The sequence below is a fragment of the Streptococcus cristatus genome, assembly GCF_003943515.1.
GTDB classification, from domain to species: Bacteria; Bacillota; Bacilli; order Lactobacillales; family Streptococcaceae; genus Streptococcus; species Streptococcus cristatus_D.
The window spans coordinates 1-15,602 of record NZ_RJPT01000014.1 but is presented as its reverse complement, the minus strand read 5'-3'; the positions used below and the strand labels follow the sequence as shown (position 1 = coordinate 15,602).

Genomic DNA, 15,602 nt, shown 5'->3' with positions numbered 1-15,602 from the left:
AAGTTCTATAATAGATGTATAATGACAAGGAGGATTCTATGAATTCATTAAAACAAGATTTTACAGATAAGTTGTACGCTGCTTATGAGGCCAATCCCAAGTATGCGGCAATGGAAAATGCTATTAGCCACAATGGTCTTTTGACTTCTTTAGAAAAACGGACTGCTGCTGTAGAAAATGCACCTGTTTTCTCACTGGATCTCACCAAAGATAAGGTCAGTGACCAAAAAGCATCTGGCCGCTGCTGGATGTTTGCAGCTCTCAATACCTTCCGCCACAAGATGATTGTAGGTTTCCAATTGGAGGATTTTGAGCTCTCTCAGGCTCATACCTTCTTTTGGGATAAGTATGAAAAGTCCAACTGGTTCTTAGAGCAGGTTTTGGCAACGACTGACCAAGAATTGACCAGTCGTAAGGTCAAGTTTCTCCTAGATACGCCTCAGCAGGATGGCGGTCAGTGGGATATGGTCGTGGCGCTTTTTGAGAAATACGGCGTCGTGCCTAAGTCAGTCTATCCAGAGTCAATTTCTTCTAGCAATAGCCGTGAGCTCAATCAGATTCTCAATAAACTCTTGCGTCAGGATGCGCAAATCTTGCGTGAATTAGCCCTGAATGGTACAGATGAGGCTATGCTACAAGCTAAGAAAGAAACTTTGCTACAGGAAATTTTTAATTTCTTAGCGATGTCGTTGGGCTTACCGCCTCGGAAGTTTGCCTTTGCTTATCGGGACAAGGACGGTAATTACCATAGGGAAGCTGATTTGACTCCGCAGGCCTTTTACCAAAAATATGTAGATCTCAAGCTGGATGACTATGTATCTATCATCAATGCCCCAACAGCCGATAAACCTTATGGCAAGTCTTACACAGTCGAGATGTTGGGCAATGTAGTCGGCAGTAAACCTGTTCGCTATTTGAATGTAGAAATGAAACGTCTCAAGGAATTAGCTATAGCTCAGATGCAGGCTGGCGAGACTGTTTGGTTTGGCTCTGATGTGGGTCAGTCCAGCAATCGCAAGGCTGGTATCATGGAAGCAGGTATGCATGATTTAACCTCTAGCATGGATATCCAATTGACCCAAGACAAAGCAGGTCGTCTTGATTACAGCGAAAGCCTCATGACTCATGCCATGGTACTGGCTGGAGTGGACTTGGATGAAAAGGGTCAAGCTAAAAAATGGAAAGTAGAAAATTCTTGGGGCGAAAAGGTTGGTGATAAGGGATACTTTGTCGCTAGCGACGCTTGGATGGATGAGTACACTTACCAAATCGTAGTCAGAAAAGAATTATTGACTCCAGAAGAGTTGGCAGCCTACAATGCTGATCCAATTGTCCTAGCACCGTGGGATCCAATGGGAGCTCTTGCTAATGGCGAAATGATTTGATAGGATGAGCAAGTTCAGAAGGCTATTTATCTAGTTAAACATAAAAAAGATTGGATTTTAGAAATCCAATCTTTTTTGGTTTATCGATGTTCAGCTCCTTGGTTAGAACTAGTTAAGCTGCTGGTTGTTCCAGAACTTGTTGAACTTGTTTGGGAACTAGAGTTGGTACTACTATGTTCTTCGCTAGATTCACTCGTACTTTGACTTGAAGATTCTGAGCTTGACTCAGAAGTAGAGCTTGAAGATGATTGGGTATAAGCGCGGCTGTAAGTAGAAGTACCATTGAGATAGAGATAGGATCCGCTACGGAAAAGTCCGCTTGGTGGTGTCCAGTCTTCATTGCTATTGCCTGTCAGATAGAACATCATAGAGCGGTAAACATCGGTTGCCACCTTAACTCCATCATCTAAAACAGGAGTGAGGCGATTTGAGTAACCAGTCCAAACAGCCATAGAGTACTGTGGAGTGTAGCCAACAAATAGCTCGTCTGGTGTGACAATGCTAGAACTGTAGTAAGGTTTTGTCAACTTCTCTAGCTCATCATCTGCATAGTTGGAAGTACCAGTTTTACCTGCTTGATAGACTCCTGGAATTGCAGCATTAGTACCAGTTCCAGACTGAAGAACGGTCTTCATCATGTCGGTCATCATGTAGGCTGTCGTCTCTTTCATAGCTTTTGAACCGCCATTTGAAAAGACTTTTTCTGTACCGTCGCTAAAGACAACTCGGTTTACATATTGTGGTTTGTAATATGTACCGCCATTAGCAAAGGCAGCGTAGGCAGCAGCCATTTTTTCACTGCTTGCTCCGTATTGGTTACCAGATTCGCTTGTATTACTTGAAATCGCATTAGAATAATGCATTTCAGGATAATTAATACCAAGGCCATTGAGGAACTTCAATGAATTATCTAATCCGACTGCTTCCAGCGATTTAACGGCTGGTACGTTACGGGATTCTTGAATAGCGTATTGGATAGTAATCCAGCCATAATAGCGTTTATCCCAGTTATAGACAGGAGTAGATGTTCCAGGGAAATAGTAAGGAGCATCTTGGATTGAGGCAGCAGTGGAAGTGAAAACATTGTATTCCAAGGCTGGGGCATAATCAGTGATTGGTTTCATGGTAGAACCCCAGTCGCGATTTGTTTCGACTGCTTGGTTGGTACCAAAAGAAACGTTGGAAGACTGATGGCGAGCACCCAGTTGGGCAATGACTTTCCCGTTGGTAACATCCATAACGGTTGATGCCACTTGCAGTTCATCATCTGGATAAGCAACATATTCTTCTGTGTTGTAAATATCCCACAATTTTTTCTGTGCTTCGGTATTAACGTTGGTGTAAACTTCCATACCAGTCGTAAGGACATTGTAGCCAGTTTCTTCTTCGACTTGCTCAATAACTTCTTTTAAGTAGTTATCCATATAGGCAGGATAGCTAGCTGAATTTTTCAAGCTCTGTAAGCCGTCGGTCACTGGTGTATTGATAGCTTGTTCGTATTGTTCTGGTGAGATGTACTTGAGTTCATACATTTCAGATAATACGAGATTACGACGCTGAGTGGCAGCTTCTGGGTTTGTGTAAGGGTCATATTGGTTAGGAGCCTGAGGCATTCCTGCAAGCAGGGCAATTTGAGGAAGGGTCAAATCTTTCAAATCTTTGCCATAGTAACTTTGAGAAGCTGTTTGCATCCCGTAATTCCCATTGGACATATAGACTTTATTGACATAGTAGGTCAGGATTTCTTGCTTGGTAGCCTTTCGCTCAAGTTGAGTTGCCAGCCATGCTTCTTGGATTTTCCGAGAAAGGGTAGCATCCGCTGAGGAAGTGGAGAAATAAGTCAACTTGATCAACTGCTGGGTTAAGGTAGATCCCCCTTGACGTCCGCCTCCTTTCAGATTGCTTAGGAAGGCTCCTCCTATCCGAATGAAATCAACCCCACGGTGATTAAAGAAGCGGTGATCCTCAATCGCAACGATAGCATCTACTAGCTGTGTAGGGATCTGGTCTGTTGATGCATTGACCCGCTTTTCAGAACCGAGGTCCGCAATCAGATTGTTATCGCTATCGTAAATCTTACTTGAAGTTGTTGCGACAAGGTCCTTCTCAGAGAGGGTAGGAGACTTGGAGGCATAGTATGTGAAGACAAGAACGCCAGCCACAACTCCAATGATAAAGAGAGATAAGAGGACACTTGCAAGATATTTTAAGGCCTGCAAAAGGGTTTGTTTATTCATTTGTGATACCACCTAGTAGTTTTTGTTCGATAATTTCAAGGTAAGGGATGCTTGGAAATTGCTTTGTTTCGATTAAAAATCCATGTTCTTGAATGTAAGATAAAGGGAGGGATTTTCCGCCTTTATCCATCTTATAAAATGTAATCAAATAAGATGCCGGAAGTAGATAAGTCTCCCGCAAGCTAGAGAAGTGCAGTAAGACAAAGCAAATTCCATTTTGCTGAAGGACTGCCTCCATATGTTCAATCTGGTGTAGATGGAAATTCTTTAGAGGCATGGCTGTTTTTTGCCGTGTTTCCTTGGCCTCAAAGTCAATATAATGTCCCTTAAAGACACCAGAATAATCAGTCGTGGATGCCTGTCGGAAGTAGGCCTCGACAATCTTTGCACGACTGCGTTGGGGATAGTCCACTTTGACAATCTGAATGGGTGTCGGTTTCTTATGAATGACAGCGAGCCCCCTACTCAAATAGTAGCTGTTGGATTCGTTGATCATCTTTTCAAAAGACATCCCGCGATTGGCAAAGTTAACAGCCGTCTTTGAACCTGGATGGGCTAGTTTACTTTTTATCTTTAGCTTGTGAGGGTAGTTGACCATAAAACTCCTTATTGGTACAATAACATCACTCTATTATATCATAAAAATATTTTTTGAGGGAGAATAAATGACAAGTCTATTAATTGTAGGTTACAAGGCTTTTGAACTTGGCATTATGAATGAAAAAGACATGCGGATCAAGATCATCAAAGAGGCGGTCAGACGGGATTTGCAGCACCTACTGGATGAAGGATTGGAGTGGCTTATTTTTACGGGAAATCTAGGTTTTGAAACTTGGGTTTTGGAAGTCGCTCGGGAATTGAGAGAAGATTATGATTTCAAGCTTGCTACGATTTTTCTTTTTGAGGATCAGGGAAAAAATTGGAACGAAGGAAATCAGGCTAAACTAGCAGATTTTAAACAAGTAGATTTTGTCAAATATGCTTATCCTAGCTATCAAAGTCCGAGTCAATTTCGCGAGTACAACCAATTTCTGCTTCAAAATACGGATGGGGCTTATCTATTTTACGATGAAGAAAATGAAACCAATCTTAAGTATCTTTACAGAGAGATGAAGAATCAAGAACAGTATTTTATCAAAAAATTAACATTTGATGACCTGAATGAGGTTGCAGAAATTTTTTCGGAAAAGTAGGGTATAAATCTTGCTTTTTATAGGTGCTTTCGTATATAATTGGATATGATAAACTAGATTGGAGCGAGAGCATGGCGAGTATTATTTATACAGCAAAAGATATTTTTAATCAAGACTTTAAGCGCGAAGTGCGAGGATATAGTAAAGCCGAAGTGGATGAATTTTTGGATGATGTAATCAAGGATTATGAAACTTATGCAGCTTTGGTAAAGGAGTTGCGTGAGGAGATTACCCTTCTGAAGGAACAAGTATCTAATCAAGCAACTGCTACTCCTTCAACGCCTAGTCAGCCAGCTCAACCAACAATTGAGATGCCACAGATGGGAACAGCGACTAACTTCGATATTTTGAAACGCTTAAGCCGTTTGGAAAAGGAAGTTTTTGGCAAGCAAATTCTGGACAACGAAGAGCAATAATTTTGCAGAGTGCAATTTTTGGATAATCGCGTGAAGATTTGATATTTTCATGAGGAAAGTCCATGCTAGCACCGGCTGTGATGCTGGTAGTGTTTGTGCTAGGCGAAACAATAAGCCTAGGGACGGAGTAATCCGTTACGGCGACTGAAAAGGCTAAGTCTTTAGATAGGTCTGAATAGGTCTGAAAGTGCCACAGTGACGTAGTTCTTCTGGAAACAGAAGGAGTGGAACGCGGTAAACCCCTCAAGCTAGCAACCCAAACTTTGGTCGGGGCACGGAATGCGTGGAAACGAACATAGCATTCTGACTGGAAACAGTAGACAGATGATTATCGAAGGAGATGGTACCTAGTCATTTCTGGAACAAAACATGGCTTATAGAAAATTGCACATAGGTTAGCTAGCGTATGCTAGCTTTTTGATTAAGATATAGAGCCCCTTGGACAGAAAATTGCTGCAAGGGACAAAATAGGAAAGCAAGTTTTTTCTCAAAATGAGGAGCCAAGCAAGAACATTCTGCTTTCTAGCTGAGGCCAGTTTTTAACGGCGTGGCCAAACGGATAGTGATAGAGTAAGAAAGAATGAAAGAAAAATTTAATTTAATTGCTACAGCGGCGGCAGGTTTGGAAGCCGTTGTCGGCCGTGAAATCCGAGATTTGGGCATAGATTGTCAGGTTGAAAATGGCCGTGTTCGCTTTAGTGGAGACATGGCTACCATCATTCAAACCAATCTCTGGCTGCGCGCGGCAGATCGGATTAAAATTGTTGTGGGAACATTTCCAGCCAAAACATTTGAAGAGCTTTTTCAAGGTGTCTTTGCCTTGGATTGGGAGAATTATCTGCCCTTAGGTGCTAAATTTCCCATTTCTAAAGCCAAATGCGTCAAGTCAAAACTTCATAATGAGCCCAGTGTTCAAGCTATTTCAAAAAAAGCAGTTGTGAAAAAACTGCAAAAGCATTATGCTCGTCCAGAAGGTGTCCCTTTGCAGGAAAATGGAGCAGAGTTTAAGATTGAAGTTTCCATTTTGAAAGATTTGGTGACAGTCATGATTGATACCAGTGGCTCTAGCTTGTTCAAACGTGGCTATCGGACTGAGAAGGGCGGAGCGCCAATCAAAGAAAATATGGCAGCCGCGATTTTGCTTTTGTCAAATTGGTACCCAGACAAACCCTTGATTGACCCGACTTGCGGATCAGGAACCTTCTGTATCGAAGCGGCTATGATTGGGATGAAGATGGCACCAGGTTTACACCGTTCCTTTGCTTTTGAAGACTGGAATTGGGTAGACAAGGACTTGGTACGTCGACTTCGGGCAGAAGCTCTAGCTCAGATTGACCAAGATATTCAGCTGGATATTTCGGGTTCTGACTTAGATGCTCGTCTGGTAGAGATTGCCAAGAAAAATGCGGAAGAAGCGGGCGTTGCTGACCAGATTCAATTTAAGCAAATGCGCCTGCAAGACCTTCATACGGACAAGATCAATGGCGTGATTATTTCTAATCCGCCTTATGGTGAGCGTTTGTTAGACGATGATGCTGTGACTAAGCTTTATCAAGAAATGGGAGAAACCTTTGCTCCCTTGAAGACATGGAGTAAATTTATCTTGACCAGTGATGAGGCCTTTGAAGCCAAATATGGCAGTCAGGCGGATAAAAAGCGAAAACTCTACAACGGTACTCTAAAAGTAGACTTATATCAATACTTTGGCCAAAGGGTCAAAAGACAACTAGATTAGAAAGGAAATGCTGTGAGCAAAGAAGAAAAGATGCCAACAGAGCAAGAATCAAAAGAAACCGTTCTTGACTTAGAAGATGCGAAAGAAATGACTGTCGGTCAGGCCGCTCGGAAAAACGAGGAAGTCGAAGCAGGTGTGACTGAAGGAGACAATATCCTTGATAAGTACATCAAGCAACACCGAGATGAAATCGAGGCTGGAAAATTTGAAACCCAAAAGCTGAGAATCATGGAAGAGCTGGCACAACAAAAAGAAGCTTTGATACAAGAGACCATCAAACAGCTTAAGAGTCAGTCTCAGGCGAAGGAAAATACTGCCAATGTGACCTCACCTTCGGCGCAGCCAGTGAAAGCAGAAGCTGCAACTTCGGCAAATGTAGAGGCTACAAAGGCCGCACAACCAGCGCTAACAGTTGCAGCTGAAGCACCAATCATCCCGGCAACAAAGCCAGTATCAAAGCCAGTTCCAACAGTGTTTGAAGATGAGGACGAGCCTGAGACAAAACCTTTCTACAAGAAGAAAGGCTTCCTATACTCGGCCTTAGGTCTTGTAGCACTTGCCGCTGGAACGACTTGGTACTTTCATCAAGGCCGGGGTAGCCACAAGTCGACAACTGGTTCCAGTTCGACCGTTTCTTCTAGCAAAAAGAAATCTACAAGCTCTAGCGAAGCTAAGAAAGAGGCTGCTAAAGAATTTGAAGACCTTTATGCCAGCTTCTTTACGGATAGTAGTCAGACAGCTATCAAAAATGACAAGTTTGGCGATTTGGATAAGCTGAAAGCTAAGTTAGATGTCTTAACTGGCAGCTCAGAATATACAGCTGCTAAAAAGAAGTATGATGATCTTGTTAAGCAAATTTCTGCTATCCAAAGTGTCAATTCACAATTTAACACAGGTGCTATCGTTGACGGTCTCTTGAAGACAGATGCCCAAGTGAAAGAAAACGCTAATCTTCCAGATGTATCGACAGGTAATAGCAAGTTGGACGAGGTCTTGAAGGCGGCTATTGCTCAAGGACGCAGTCAGCAGCTACCAGCACCAGCGCCTAGTCCAACAGTGGAACCGTCAGCGCCATCAACAACACCAACAGTGCCAGCCGCACCATCAACGCCGCCAGCTGTTAATCCTGCGCCTAGTGATCCTAGTGGCATTAGAAATGCAGAAACTGGTATCGGACTACCAAGTACAGGAGTTAACCTCCAGCGCCACCTTAGCCGTGTGCCTTACAATCAAGCAGCGATTGATGATGTGAACAATCCTGCTTGGACTTTCAATCCAGGCGTCTTGGAAACAATCCTCAAGGTGTCTCGCGAGCGTGGCTACATCGTAGGAGATCAGTTTATCCTTGAAAAAGTTAACATTGTCAAGGGGAATGGCTACTACAATCTCTATAAACCAGACGGTACATACCTATTTAGTATGAACTGTAAGACAGGCTACTTTGTAGGAAATGGAGCTGGGTATGCAGAAGATTTGGATTATTAATCATCTTTCTCACTAATCCATTCAAAATATATAAAAAAGTTAGACGGGTCTGAGGTCATGTATCTCGGACAGCCTGTCTAACTTTTTTGTATAAATAGTTACGTATTGTTAATTCCTATAATAATCTATAGTTTAAATCCATAGGTTAATATAGATAGTTTAAAATGGCTTGATTTATCAAGCTTATTTTCAATAAATGAAGATTTCAATAGATTGAATTCTTGTTTTATTTCTGTTAAAATACTATCTGGAGCATTAGGACACCTAGCATAAAAATGTAAAAAAGTGTGTATTTTTGCTTATAAACTATAGCATGCAATAAGTCAGTTTCTTTGCTAATGGTCATGAGATTAACAAAAACTGGCATGTTGGAAAAGGAAAGGAAAAGGATGTTTCGAAGTAAGAAATATAACAAAGATTTCGAGATTATTGACGAAAAGAAGCGATATAAGCTCTATAAGTCTGGGAAAAATTGGGTAAAAGCTTCAAATTCTCAACTCGACCTCTTTCGTATTGGTGGAATGGGAGAAGTTGTCTCGAGCAGCTTGTCAGATACTGAAGAGCTTGATCACGACCATCTGAGCCTCAACACTCTTGCAGGTTTGGGAGGGATATTAGCCGCTGGGGCAGCGGGGCTAATGGTGACTCAGGAGCAGTCTGTCTATGCAGATGAAACATCTGAATATACTGATAAAGCAGTTATCTCAGCTGAAGTCAAGGACAATGAAGAAGCAACAGAAGCAAGTACAAATTCGATCATTGCTCAAGCGCAAGCGGAAATGCGAAAAGCAAAAGCAGAACAAGCTTCTGAGTTAGCCTCTGTTTCAGCCGCTCAGTCAGTCAGCGCTTCTGTCTCTACAAGTGAGTCAGTCTCTCTTAGTATCTCGACTAGCCAGTCTGTTAGTCAATCGCTCAGCCAATCAGTTTCCGCTAGTAACTCAACTTCTATCAGCCGGTCTGTATCTGTTAGCAGTTCGGTCTTGACTAGCAAATCAGCAAGTACTGCGCCTGCTGCAAAAGTATCAGAGAGCAAAGCGCCCGCTAAGCTAGAAAGTGCTAACAATACAACTTCTCTAGAGCAGGATAAAGTGCTAACTAGCGCGTCAGTAGCTGATGCTTCCGTCTCAGCTTCTAATTCTGTCTCACTGGACGTCAGAGTCAATGTTGCTGATAGCTTTGTTTCATCTGGTGCAGGACAAAGTGTAGCTAGTGCTAGTTTGAGCAATAGCCAAGCCCTCGCGACCAGCAACAACTTAGCAGCTGGTGTGGTAGCTGATAAGAACCAAGCCCAAGGCAAGGACGAGCTTAAGCAAGCTGAGAAGAGTCAAACGGTAGATAAGACCGTGACCACTTCACCAAAAGAGTCTGTCACTGCTAAACAACAAGAAGAAAACCGTAGGAAGTTGACCAATCTTTCAGCTGAAATAGGTGACTATCTAGCAAAAGCAGTTGGTTTGCCAAATACGGATTCAGCTCTTGTTAAGGCCAATGCAGCGCTAACAGAAATTGAAAAGGCCCTAGCTGATCCGACTAGTGATTTAACAACAGTAGTGCAAAAAGCTACTTTAGCACGTAATTCGATTATTAATGCTGTTTTTGCGGCTAATTCTGGTGTACGCGATGTACGAAATGGGACAGTGATTACTAGAGGGGCACACCTACGTGCGGCTTCTAATCCACCTACAATCTCTATGCCATCTACTATCACAATTTATAATGATGAAGCAATCAATAATTTTCAGATAAGACTGAATGATGATAAAGGGATGGCTAAAATCACGGCCTCCCCATCCAATGCTATTATTACAGGTTTAAAAGCACCGAACTATCCAACTAACAAGAAAGGGGAATTTGGAGATCTATATATCTATGATCAAAGGGGGAATAAAACAGGTGGTCAAAGAACATACACTATTAACATAATAGGGACGGTGGGTCGTGAAAACGGAACTTGGAAACCCTATAAGCCTGGTACCTATGTTCTGGAGTACACAGTAACAGATATTCATGGCTTGACTGCTACAGCACGTACGAATTTCCATATCAAAGGCTTCAACGAACGCCACAACCCAGTTAGTGGGGATACTGTTATTGTTAAGAATCCCTCTTCTTTGACTGTAAGTGAACGCAATCAAGTACTTGAAAAATTTAAAGAAAAAAACCAGTCGCTTTTATCTGGTAGTGATTTTACGAAAGATGGCGTAACCGGAACGATTTCGGTAGCTGAAAATGGGAATATTACCATTACCTACCGTGATAATACTACAACTGTTATCCCAGCTAATGTGGATGCTGTCCCAGTTCCAAGTGCGACGGTGACTCGTAACGGTCAAACTCTAACACCTGTAAACGGCAACTATGTTGTGTACGCAGGAGATGATATTCAAATTAATTTCACTGCTACAGATAATAGCGGGCAATTATCAGAATTTAAGATTGTTTCAAATGAAGATGCAAATGGTTCAGCTCTTAAAAATAATTTCTTTGAAGATAATAAATATGGGACGGGAACAGTAGATCATTTAACGGGGAATATCACAGCAACTACTGCTAGTCCAGCTCGCATTACAGTAAGAGCTCATTTGAATGATAATCTAGAGTACGATAAAAATGGTAGAAATAGTTGGCAACGTAATGCAGTAGCAACGGATAAGGCTGGGAATAAAAATAGTGCAGGAAATGCTTCGCCAGGTAATGTCCGTATTGTGCAAGGTAGACTGACAGATATTATGGAAGGGGTAGCACCGACCGAAACCTTCCAAGTAGAGAATGTTTCTGAATTAAAACCTCAAGAAAAAACTCGTATATTGGCGGCTGTTGAGAAACTAAACAATAAGCAGGAAAAACGTATTGATTCCTTTACTATTAGTAACAATGGAACAGTTACCATTATCTATAAAGATAAGACTACGGATACGTTCACTGTAAAACTTTCTGATAGTGAGTATAAGAGTAGCAGTACTTCAACTAGTCTAAGTCAAAGACAGTCAACCAGTGCCTCAGTAAGTGCTAGTACATCAGCGAGTGCGTCGGCTTCAACGAGCGCCAGCCGTTCAGTTTCTGCTAGCCAGAGCTTGTCTACTTCCTTGCGCAATAGCCAATCGGCATCGATGAGCGCCAGCCGCTCGGTTTCAGCGAGAAATAGTGTTTCGGCCTCAGTGAGCGGTAGTCAGTCTGTCTCAGTGAGTCAGAGCGCTGCTTCATTGAGCGCCAGTCGTTCGGTTTCAGCGAGCAATAGTGTTTCTGGCTCGGTTAGCGGTAGTCAATCCGTCTCATTGAGCAATAGTGCTTCAGCATCGTTGAGCTTGAGTCGGTCAGTTTCATTAAGTAAGAGCGCCTCCGCTTCACTGAGTGGTAGTCAATCCGTCTCATTGAGTAATAGTGCTTCAGCCTCATTGAGCTTGAGTCAGTCAGTTTCATTAAGTAAGAGCGCCTCCGCTTCGTTGAGTGGTAGTCAATCCGTCTCACTAAGTAAGAGTGCTTCAACTTCATTGAGTGGTAGCCAGTCTGTCTCAGTAAGTGCCAGTGCTTCAGCATCGTTGAGTGGTAGTCAATCCGTCTCATTAAGTAATAGTGCTTCATCTTCGTTGAGCTTGAGTCAGTCAGTTTCATTGAGCAAGAGCGCTTCGGCTTCACTGAGCTCGAGTCAGTCAGTTTCACTAAGTAAGAGTGCCTCAGCCTCATTGAGCTTGAGTCAATCAGTCTTATTAAGTAAGAGTGCCTCCGCTTCGTTGAGTGGTAGTCAATCCGTCTCATTGAGCAATAGTGCTTCAGCATCATTGAGTACCAGCCAGTCAGTCTCAGCAAGTGCAAGTGCCTCCGCTTCGTTGAGCTTGAGTCAATCAGTTTCAACAAGCGAGTCTGCTTCAGCATCATTGAGCCTGAGCCAATCAGTTTCAGCAAGTGAATCAGCCTCAGCATCGTTGAGTGGCAGCCAATCTGTCTCAACAAGCGCAAGTGCTTCAGCATCAGTAAGCTTGAGTCAATCCGTTTCAACAAGCGCAAGTGCTTCAGCGTCCTTGAGCTTGAGCCGGTCAGTTTCACTAAGTAAGAGTGTCTCAGCTTCGTTGAGTGGTAGTCAGTCAGTTTCATTGAGTAATAGCGCTTCAGCATCATTGAGCTTGATCCGCTCAACTTCATTAAGCAAGAGTGCTTCAGCGTCCTTGAGCTTGAGCCGGTCAGTTTCACTAAGTAAGAGTGCCTCAGCTTCGTTGAGTGGTAGTCAGTCAGTTTCATTGAGTAATAGTGCTTCAGCGTCACTGAGTCTGAGCCAATCAGTTTCATTAAGTAATAGCGCTTCAGCGTCATTGAGTGGTAGCCAATCCGTCTCATTAAGTAATAGTGCTTCAGCGTCCTTGAGCTTGAGTCAGTCTGTCTCATTGAGCAAAAGTGCTTCAGCATCATTGAGCTTGATCCGCTCAACTTCATTAAGCAAGAGTGCTTCAGCGTCCTTGAGCTTGAGCCAATCCATCTCACTAAGTAAGAGTGCTTCAACTTCATTGAGTGGTAGCCAGTCAGTCTCAGTAAGTGCAAGTGCTTCAGCTTCGTTGAGTTTGAGTCAATCTGTCTCATTAAGCACAAGCACCTCAGCGTCATTGAGCTTGAGCCAATCCATCTCACTAAGTAAGAGCGCTTCAACTTCATTAAGTGGTAGCCAGTCTGTCTCAGTAAGTGCTAGTGCTTCAGCATCAGTAAGTCTGAGCCAGTCTGTCTCAGCAAGCACAAGCACTTCAGCCTCAGCATCGTTGAGTGGCAGCCAATCTGTCTCAACAAGCGTAAGTGCTTCAGCATCGTTGAGCTTGAGTCAATCAGTTTCGGCAAGCGAATCAGCTTCAACTTCATTGAGCACAAGTCAGTCTGTCTCAGTAAGTGCAAGTGCTTCAGCGTCAATGAGCTTGAGCCAGTCCGTTTCAACAAGCACAAGTGCCTCATCTTCGTTGAGCTTGAGCCAGTCTGTATCAACAAGCGCAAGTGCTTCAGCGTCAATGAGCTTAAGTCAATCCGTTTCAGCAAGTGAATCAGCTTCAACGTCATTGAGCGCAAGCCAGTCTGTCTCAGCAAGCACAAGCGCCTCAGCATCAGTAAGCCTGAGCCAGTCAGTCTCAGCAAGCACAAGCACTTCAGCATCAGTAAGCTTGAGCCAGTCAGTTTCAGCAAGTGAATCAGCTTCAACGTCATTGAGCACGAGCCAATCCGTTTCAACAAGTGCCTCAGCATCGTTGAGCTTGAGTCAATCCGTTTCAGCAAGTGAATCAGCTTCAACGTCATTGAGCGCAAGCCAGTCAGTTTCAACAAGTGAATCAGCTTCAACGTCATTGAGCGCAAGCCAGTCAGTTTCAACAAGTGAATCAGCTTCAGCGTCATTGAGCACCAGCCAGTCTGTATCAGCAAGCGTAAGTGCCTCAGCATCGTTGAGCTTAAGTCAATCCGTTTCAGCAAGTGAATCAGCTTCAGCGTCATTGAGCACCAGTCAGTCTGTCTCAGTAAGTGCCAGTGCTTCAGCATCGTTGAGCTTGAGTCAGTCAGTTTCAACAAGTGAATCAGCTTCAACCTCAATGAGCACCAGCCAGTCAGTCTCAGCAAGTGCCAGTGCTTCAGCATCAGTAAGCCTGAGCCAGTCAGTCTCAGCAAGTGCCAGTGCTTCAGCATCAGTAAGCCTGAGCCAGTCAGTTTCAACAAGTGAATCAGCTTCAACCTCAATGAGCGCCAGCCAGTCTGTATCAGTAAGCACAAGTGCCTCAGCGTCATTGAGCTTGAGCCAGTCAGTTTCAACCAGCGAGTCTGCTTCAGCGTCAATGAGCTTTAGCCAGTCAGTTTCAACAAGTGAATCTGTTTCAAGCTCATTGAGCGCCAGCCAGTCAGTCTCAACAAGCGCAAGTGCTTCAGCATCAGTAAGCTTGAGTCAATCAGTTTCAACCAGCGAGTCTGCTTCAGCGTCATTGAGCGCAAGTCAGTCCGTTTCAACAAATGAATCAGCTTCAATCTCATTGAGCTTTAGCCAGTCTGTCTCAGCAAGCGTAAGTGCTTCAACCTCATTGAGCGCAAGCCAGTCTGTCTCAACAAGCGAGTCAGTTTCAGCGTCATTGAGCTTTAGCCAGTCTGTCTCAGTAAGCACAAGTGCCTCAGCTTCGTTGAGCTTGAGCCAGTCTGTATCAGTAAGCACAAGTGCCTCAGCGTCATTGAGCTTTAGCCAGTCTGTCTCAGTAAGTGCCAGTGCTTCAGCATCAGTAAGCCTGAGCCAGTCTGTCTCAGCAAGCACAAGCACTTCAGCATCAGTAAGTCTGAGCCAGTCTGTCTCAGCAAGCGAGTCTGCTTCAGCATCATTGAGCCTGAGTCAATCAGTTTCAACCAGCGAGTCAGTTTCAGCGTCATTGAGCTTTAGCCAGTCCGTTTCAGCAAGTGAATCAGCTTCAACCTCATTGAGCTTGAGCCAGTCTGTCTCAGCAAGCGAGTCTGCTTCAGTGTCAATGAGCTTGAGCCAGTCAGTCTCAGTAAGTACAAGTGCTTCAGCATCGTTGAGCTTGAGTCAATCCGTTTCAGCAAGCGAGTCTGCTTCAGCGTCATTGAGCTTTAGCCAGTCTGTCTCAACAAGCGTAAGTGCTTCAGATTCAGCCAGCACCAGCTTAAGCACAAGCCTCAGTGCCTCAATCAGTGCCTCAGATTCAACAAGTACAAGTTTGAGTACTAGCCAAAGTGCTTCACTCAGTGCTTCAGACTCAACAAGCACCAGCTTGAGTACCAGCCTCAGTGCCTCAATTAGCGCTTCAGATTCAGCCAGCACTAGCTTGAGTACAAGCCTCAGTGCCTCAATCAGTGCGTCAGATTCAGCCAGCACCAGCTTGAGCACAAGCCTCAGTGCTTCAATCAGCGAGTCTGACTCAACAAGCACAAGTTTGAGCACGAGCCTCAGTGCCTCAATTAGCGCTTCAGACTCAGCCAGCACAAGTTTGAGCACAAGTCTAAGTGCCTCAATTAGTGCATCAGATTCAGCAAGCACCAGCTTGAGTACAAGCCTCAGTGCCTCAATTAGCGCATCAGATTCAGCAAGCACCAGCTTGAGCACAAGCCTCAGTGCCTCAATTAGTGCTTCAGATTCAGCAAGCACCAGCTTGAGTACAAGCCTCAGTGCCTCAATTAGCGCATCAGATTCA

At 43.8% G+C, this 15,602-nt stretch carries 17 protein-coding genes, 1 other RNA gene and 2 pseudogenes; 8 read left to right on the top strand and 12 right to left on the bottom strand.

Annotation, left to right across the window (positions count from 1 at the left end):
- The first annotated feature begins 38 nt into the window (after nt 1-38).
- Nucleotides 39-1,385, top strand: a complete 1,347-nt coding sequence (pepC, locus tag D8791_RS09695; RefSeq protein ID WP_125447627.1) for an aminopeptidase C — start codon at nt 39-41, stop codon at nt 1,383-1,385.
- A gap of 80 nt (nt 1,386-1,465) precedes the next feature.
- Here the strand turns inward: pepC and pbp1a are convergent, their stop codons facing one another.
- A complete protein-coding gene (gene pbp1a, locus D8791_RS09690; protein ID WP_125447625.1) occupies nt 1,466-3,622 on the bottom strand; it encodes a penicillin-binding protein PBP1A in 2,157 nt (718 codons plus the stop codon).
- Nucleotides 3,615-4,220 (bottom strand): Holliday junction resolvase RecU, encoded by a 606-nt coding sequence (gene recU, locus D8791_RS09685; RefSeq protein WP_125380473.1) that lies wholly within the window; start codon nt 4,218-4,220, stop codon nt 3,615-3,617. Before recU ends, pbp1a begins: the two co-directional genes overlap by 8 nt.
- 67 nt (nt 4,221-4,287) lie before the next feature.
- Here recU and D8791_RS09680 point away from each other — a divergent pair, with 67 nt between their 5' ends.
- From D8791_RS09680 to D8791_RS10740, 6 genes and pseudogenes are all read left to right on the top strand, one after another.
- A complete protein-coding gene (locus tag D8791_RS09680) occupies nt 4,288-4,815 on the top strand; it encodes an SLOG family protein (protein WP_125447623.1) in 528 nt (175 codons plus the stop codon).
- A 71-nt stretch (nt 4,816-4,886) separates the two neighbouring features.
- A complete protein-coding gene (gene gpsB, locus D8791_RS09675; RefSeq protein ID WP_125447621.1) occupies nt 4,887-5,231 on the top strand; it encodes a cell division regulator GpsB in 345 nt (114 codons plus the stop codon).
- A 14-nt stretch (nt 5,232-5,245) separates the two neighbouring features.
- Nucleotides 5,246-5,613, top strand: an RNA gene (rnpB, locus tag D8791_RS09670) — RNase P RNA component class B.
- Between the two features lie 198 nt (nt 5,614-5,811).
- Entirely contained in the window at nt 5,812-6,966 is a 1,155-nt protein-coding gene (locus tag D8791_RS09665; protein WP_125447619.1) for a THUMP domain-containing class I SAM-dependent RNA methyltransferase, read from the top strand.
- Between the two features lie 12 nt (nt 6,967-6,978).
- Entirely contained in the window at nt 6,979-8,451 is a 1,473-nt protein-coding gene (locus D8791_RS09660; RefSeq protein WP_125447617.1) for a cell division site-positioning protein MapZ family protein, read from the top strand.
- 338 nt (nt 8,452-8,789) lie between these two features.
- Nucleotides 8,790-8,978, top strand: a pseudogene (locus D8791_RS10740) (KxYKxGKxW signal peptide domain-containing protein); the annotation flags it as partial.
- A gap of 377 nt (nt 8,979-9,355) precedes the next feature.
- Here the strand turns inward: D8791_RS10740 and D8791_RS10675 are convergent.
- Nucleotides 9,356-9,748: a hypothetical protein gene (locus tag D8791_RS10675; RefSeq protein WP_125447615.1), complete on the bottom strand. Its 393-nt coding sequence runs from the start codon at nt 9,746-9,748 to the stop codon at nt 9,356-9,358.
- 394 nt (nt 9,749-10,142) lie between these two features.
- Here D8791_RS10675 and D8791_RS10735 point away from each other — a divergent pair.
- Nucleotides 10,143-11,363: pseudogene (locus D8791_RS10735) on the top strand (MiiA motif-containing surface protein); the annotation flags it as partial.
- Between the two features lie 340 nt (nt 11,364-11,703).
- Here the strand turns inward: D8791_RS10735 and D8791_RS10350 are convergent.
- The 9 genes from D8791_RS10350 to D8791_RS10665 form a co-directional block, all read right to left on the bottom strand.
- Nucleotides 11,704-12,831: a hypothetical protein gene (locus D8791_RS10350; RefSeq protein WP_260473521.1), complete on the bottom strand. Its 1,128-nt coding sequence runs from the start codon at nt 12,829-12,831 to the stop codon at nt 11,704-11,706.
- A 178-nt stretch (nt 12,832-13,009) separates the two neighbouring features.
- Nucleotides 13,010-13,174: an aminotransferase class-IV gene (locus D8791_RS10670; protein WP_260473520.1), complete on the bottom strand. Its 165-nt coding sequence runs from the start codon at nt 13,172-13,174 to the stop codon at nt 13,010-13,012.
- A complete protein-coding gene (locus tag D8791_RS10345; RefSeq protein ID WP_185760584.1) occupies nt 13,126-13,986 on the bottom strand; it encodes a hypothetical protein in 861 nt (286 codons plus the stop codon). The genes D8791_RS10670 and D8791_RS10345 overlap by 49 nt, the downstream gene beginning before the upstream one ends.
- Nucleotides 13,970-14,182 carry an aminotransferase class-IV gene (locus tag D8791_RS10525; protein ID WP_260473519.1) on the bottom strand — a complete coding sequence of 71 codons (213 nt, stop codon included), beginning with the start codon at nt 14,180-14,182 and terminating at the stop codon, nt 13,970-13,972. The genes D8791_RS10345 and D8791_RS10525 overlap by 17 nt, the downstream gene beginning before the upstream one ends.
- A gap of 71 nt (nt 14,183-14,253) precedes the next feature.
- Nucleotides 14,254-14,391, bottom strand: coding sequence for a hypothetical protein (locus tag D8791_RS10335; protein ID WP_185760580.1), 138 nt, complete (start codon nt 14,389-14,391; stop codon nt 14,254-14,256).
- Nucleotides 14,392-14,401: 10 nt separating this feature from the next.
- A complete protein-coding gene (locus D8791_RS09615) occupies nt 14,402-14,710 on the bottom strand; it encodes a hypothetical protein (RefSeq protein WP_125447608.1) in 309 nt (102 codons plus the stop codon).
- Nucleotides 14,638-14,823 (bottom strand): hypothetical protein, encoded by a 186-nt coding sequence (locus D8791_RS09610; protein ID WP_125447606.1) that lies wholly within the window; start codon nt 14,821-14,823, stop codon nt 14,638-14,640. Before D8791_RS09610 ends, D8791_RS09615 begins: the two co-directional genes overlap by 73 nt.
- 6 nt (nt 14,824-14,829) lie before the next feature.
- Nucleotides 14,830-15,015, bottom strand: a complete 186-nt coding sequence (locus D8791_RS10330) for a hypothetical protein (RefSeq protein WP_260473518.1) — start codon at nt 15,013-15,015, stop codon at nt 14,830-14,832.
- The coding region (locus tag D8791_RS10665) for a hypothetical protein (protein ID WP_312023732.1) at nt 14,978-15,602 on the bottom strand (625 nt) is incomplete at its 5' end. The genes D8791_RS10665 and D8791_RS10330, both read right to left, overlap by 38 nt.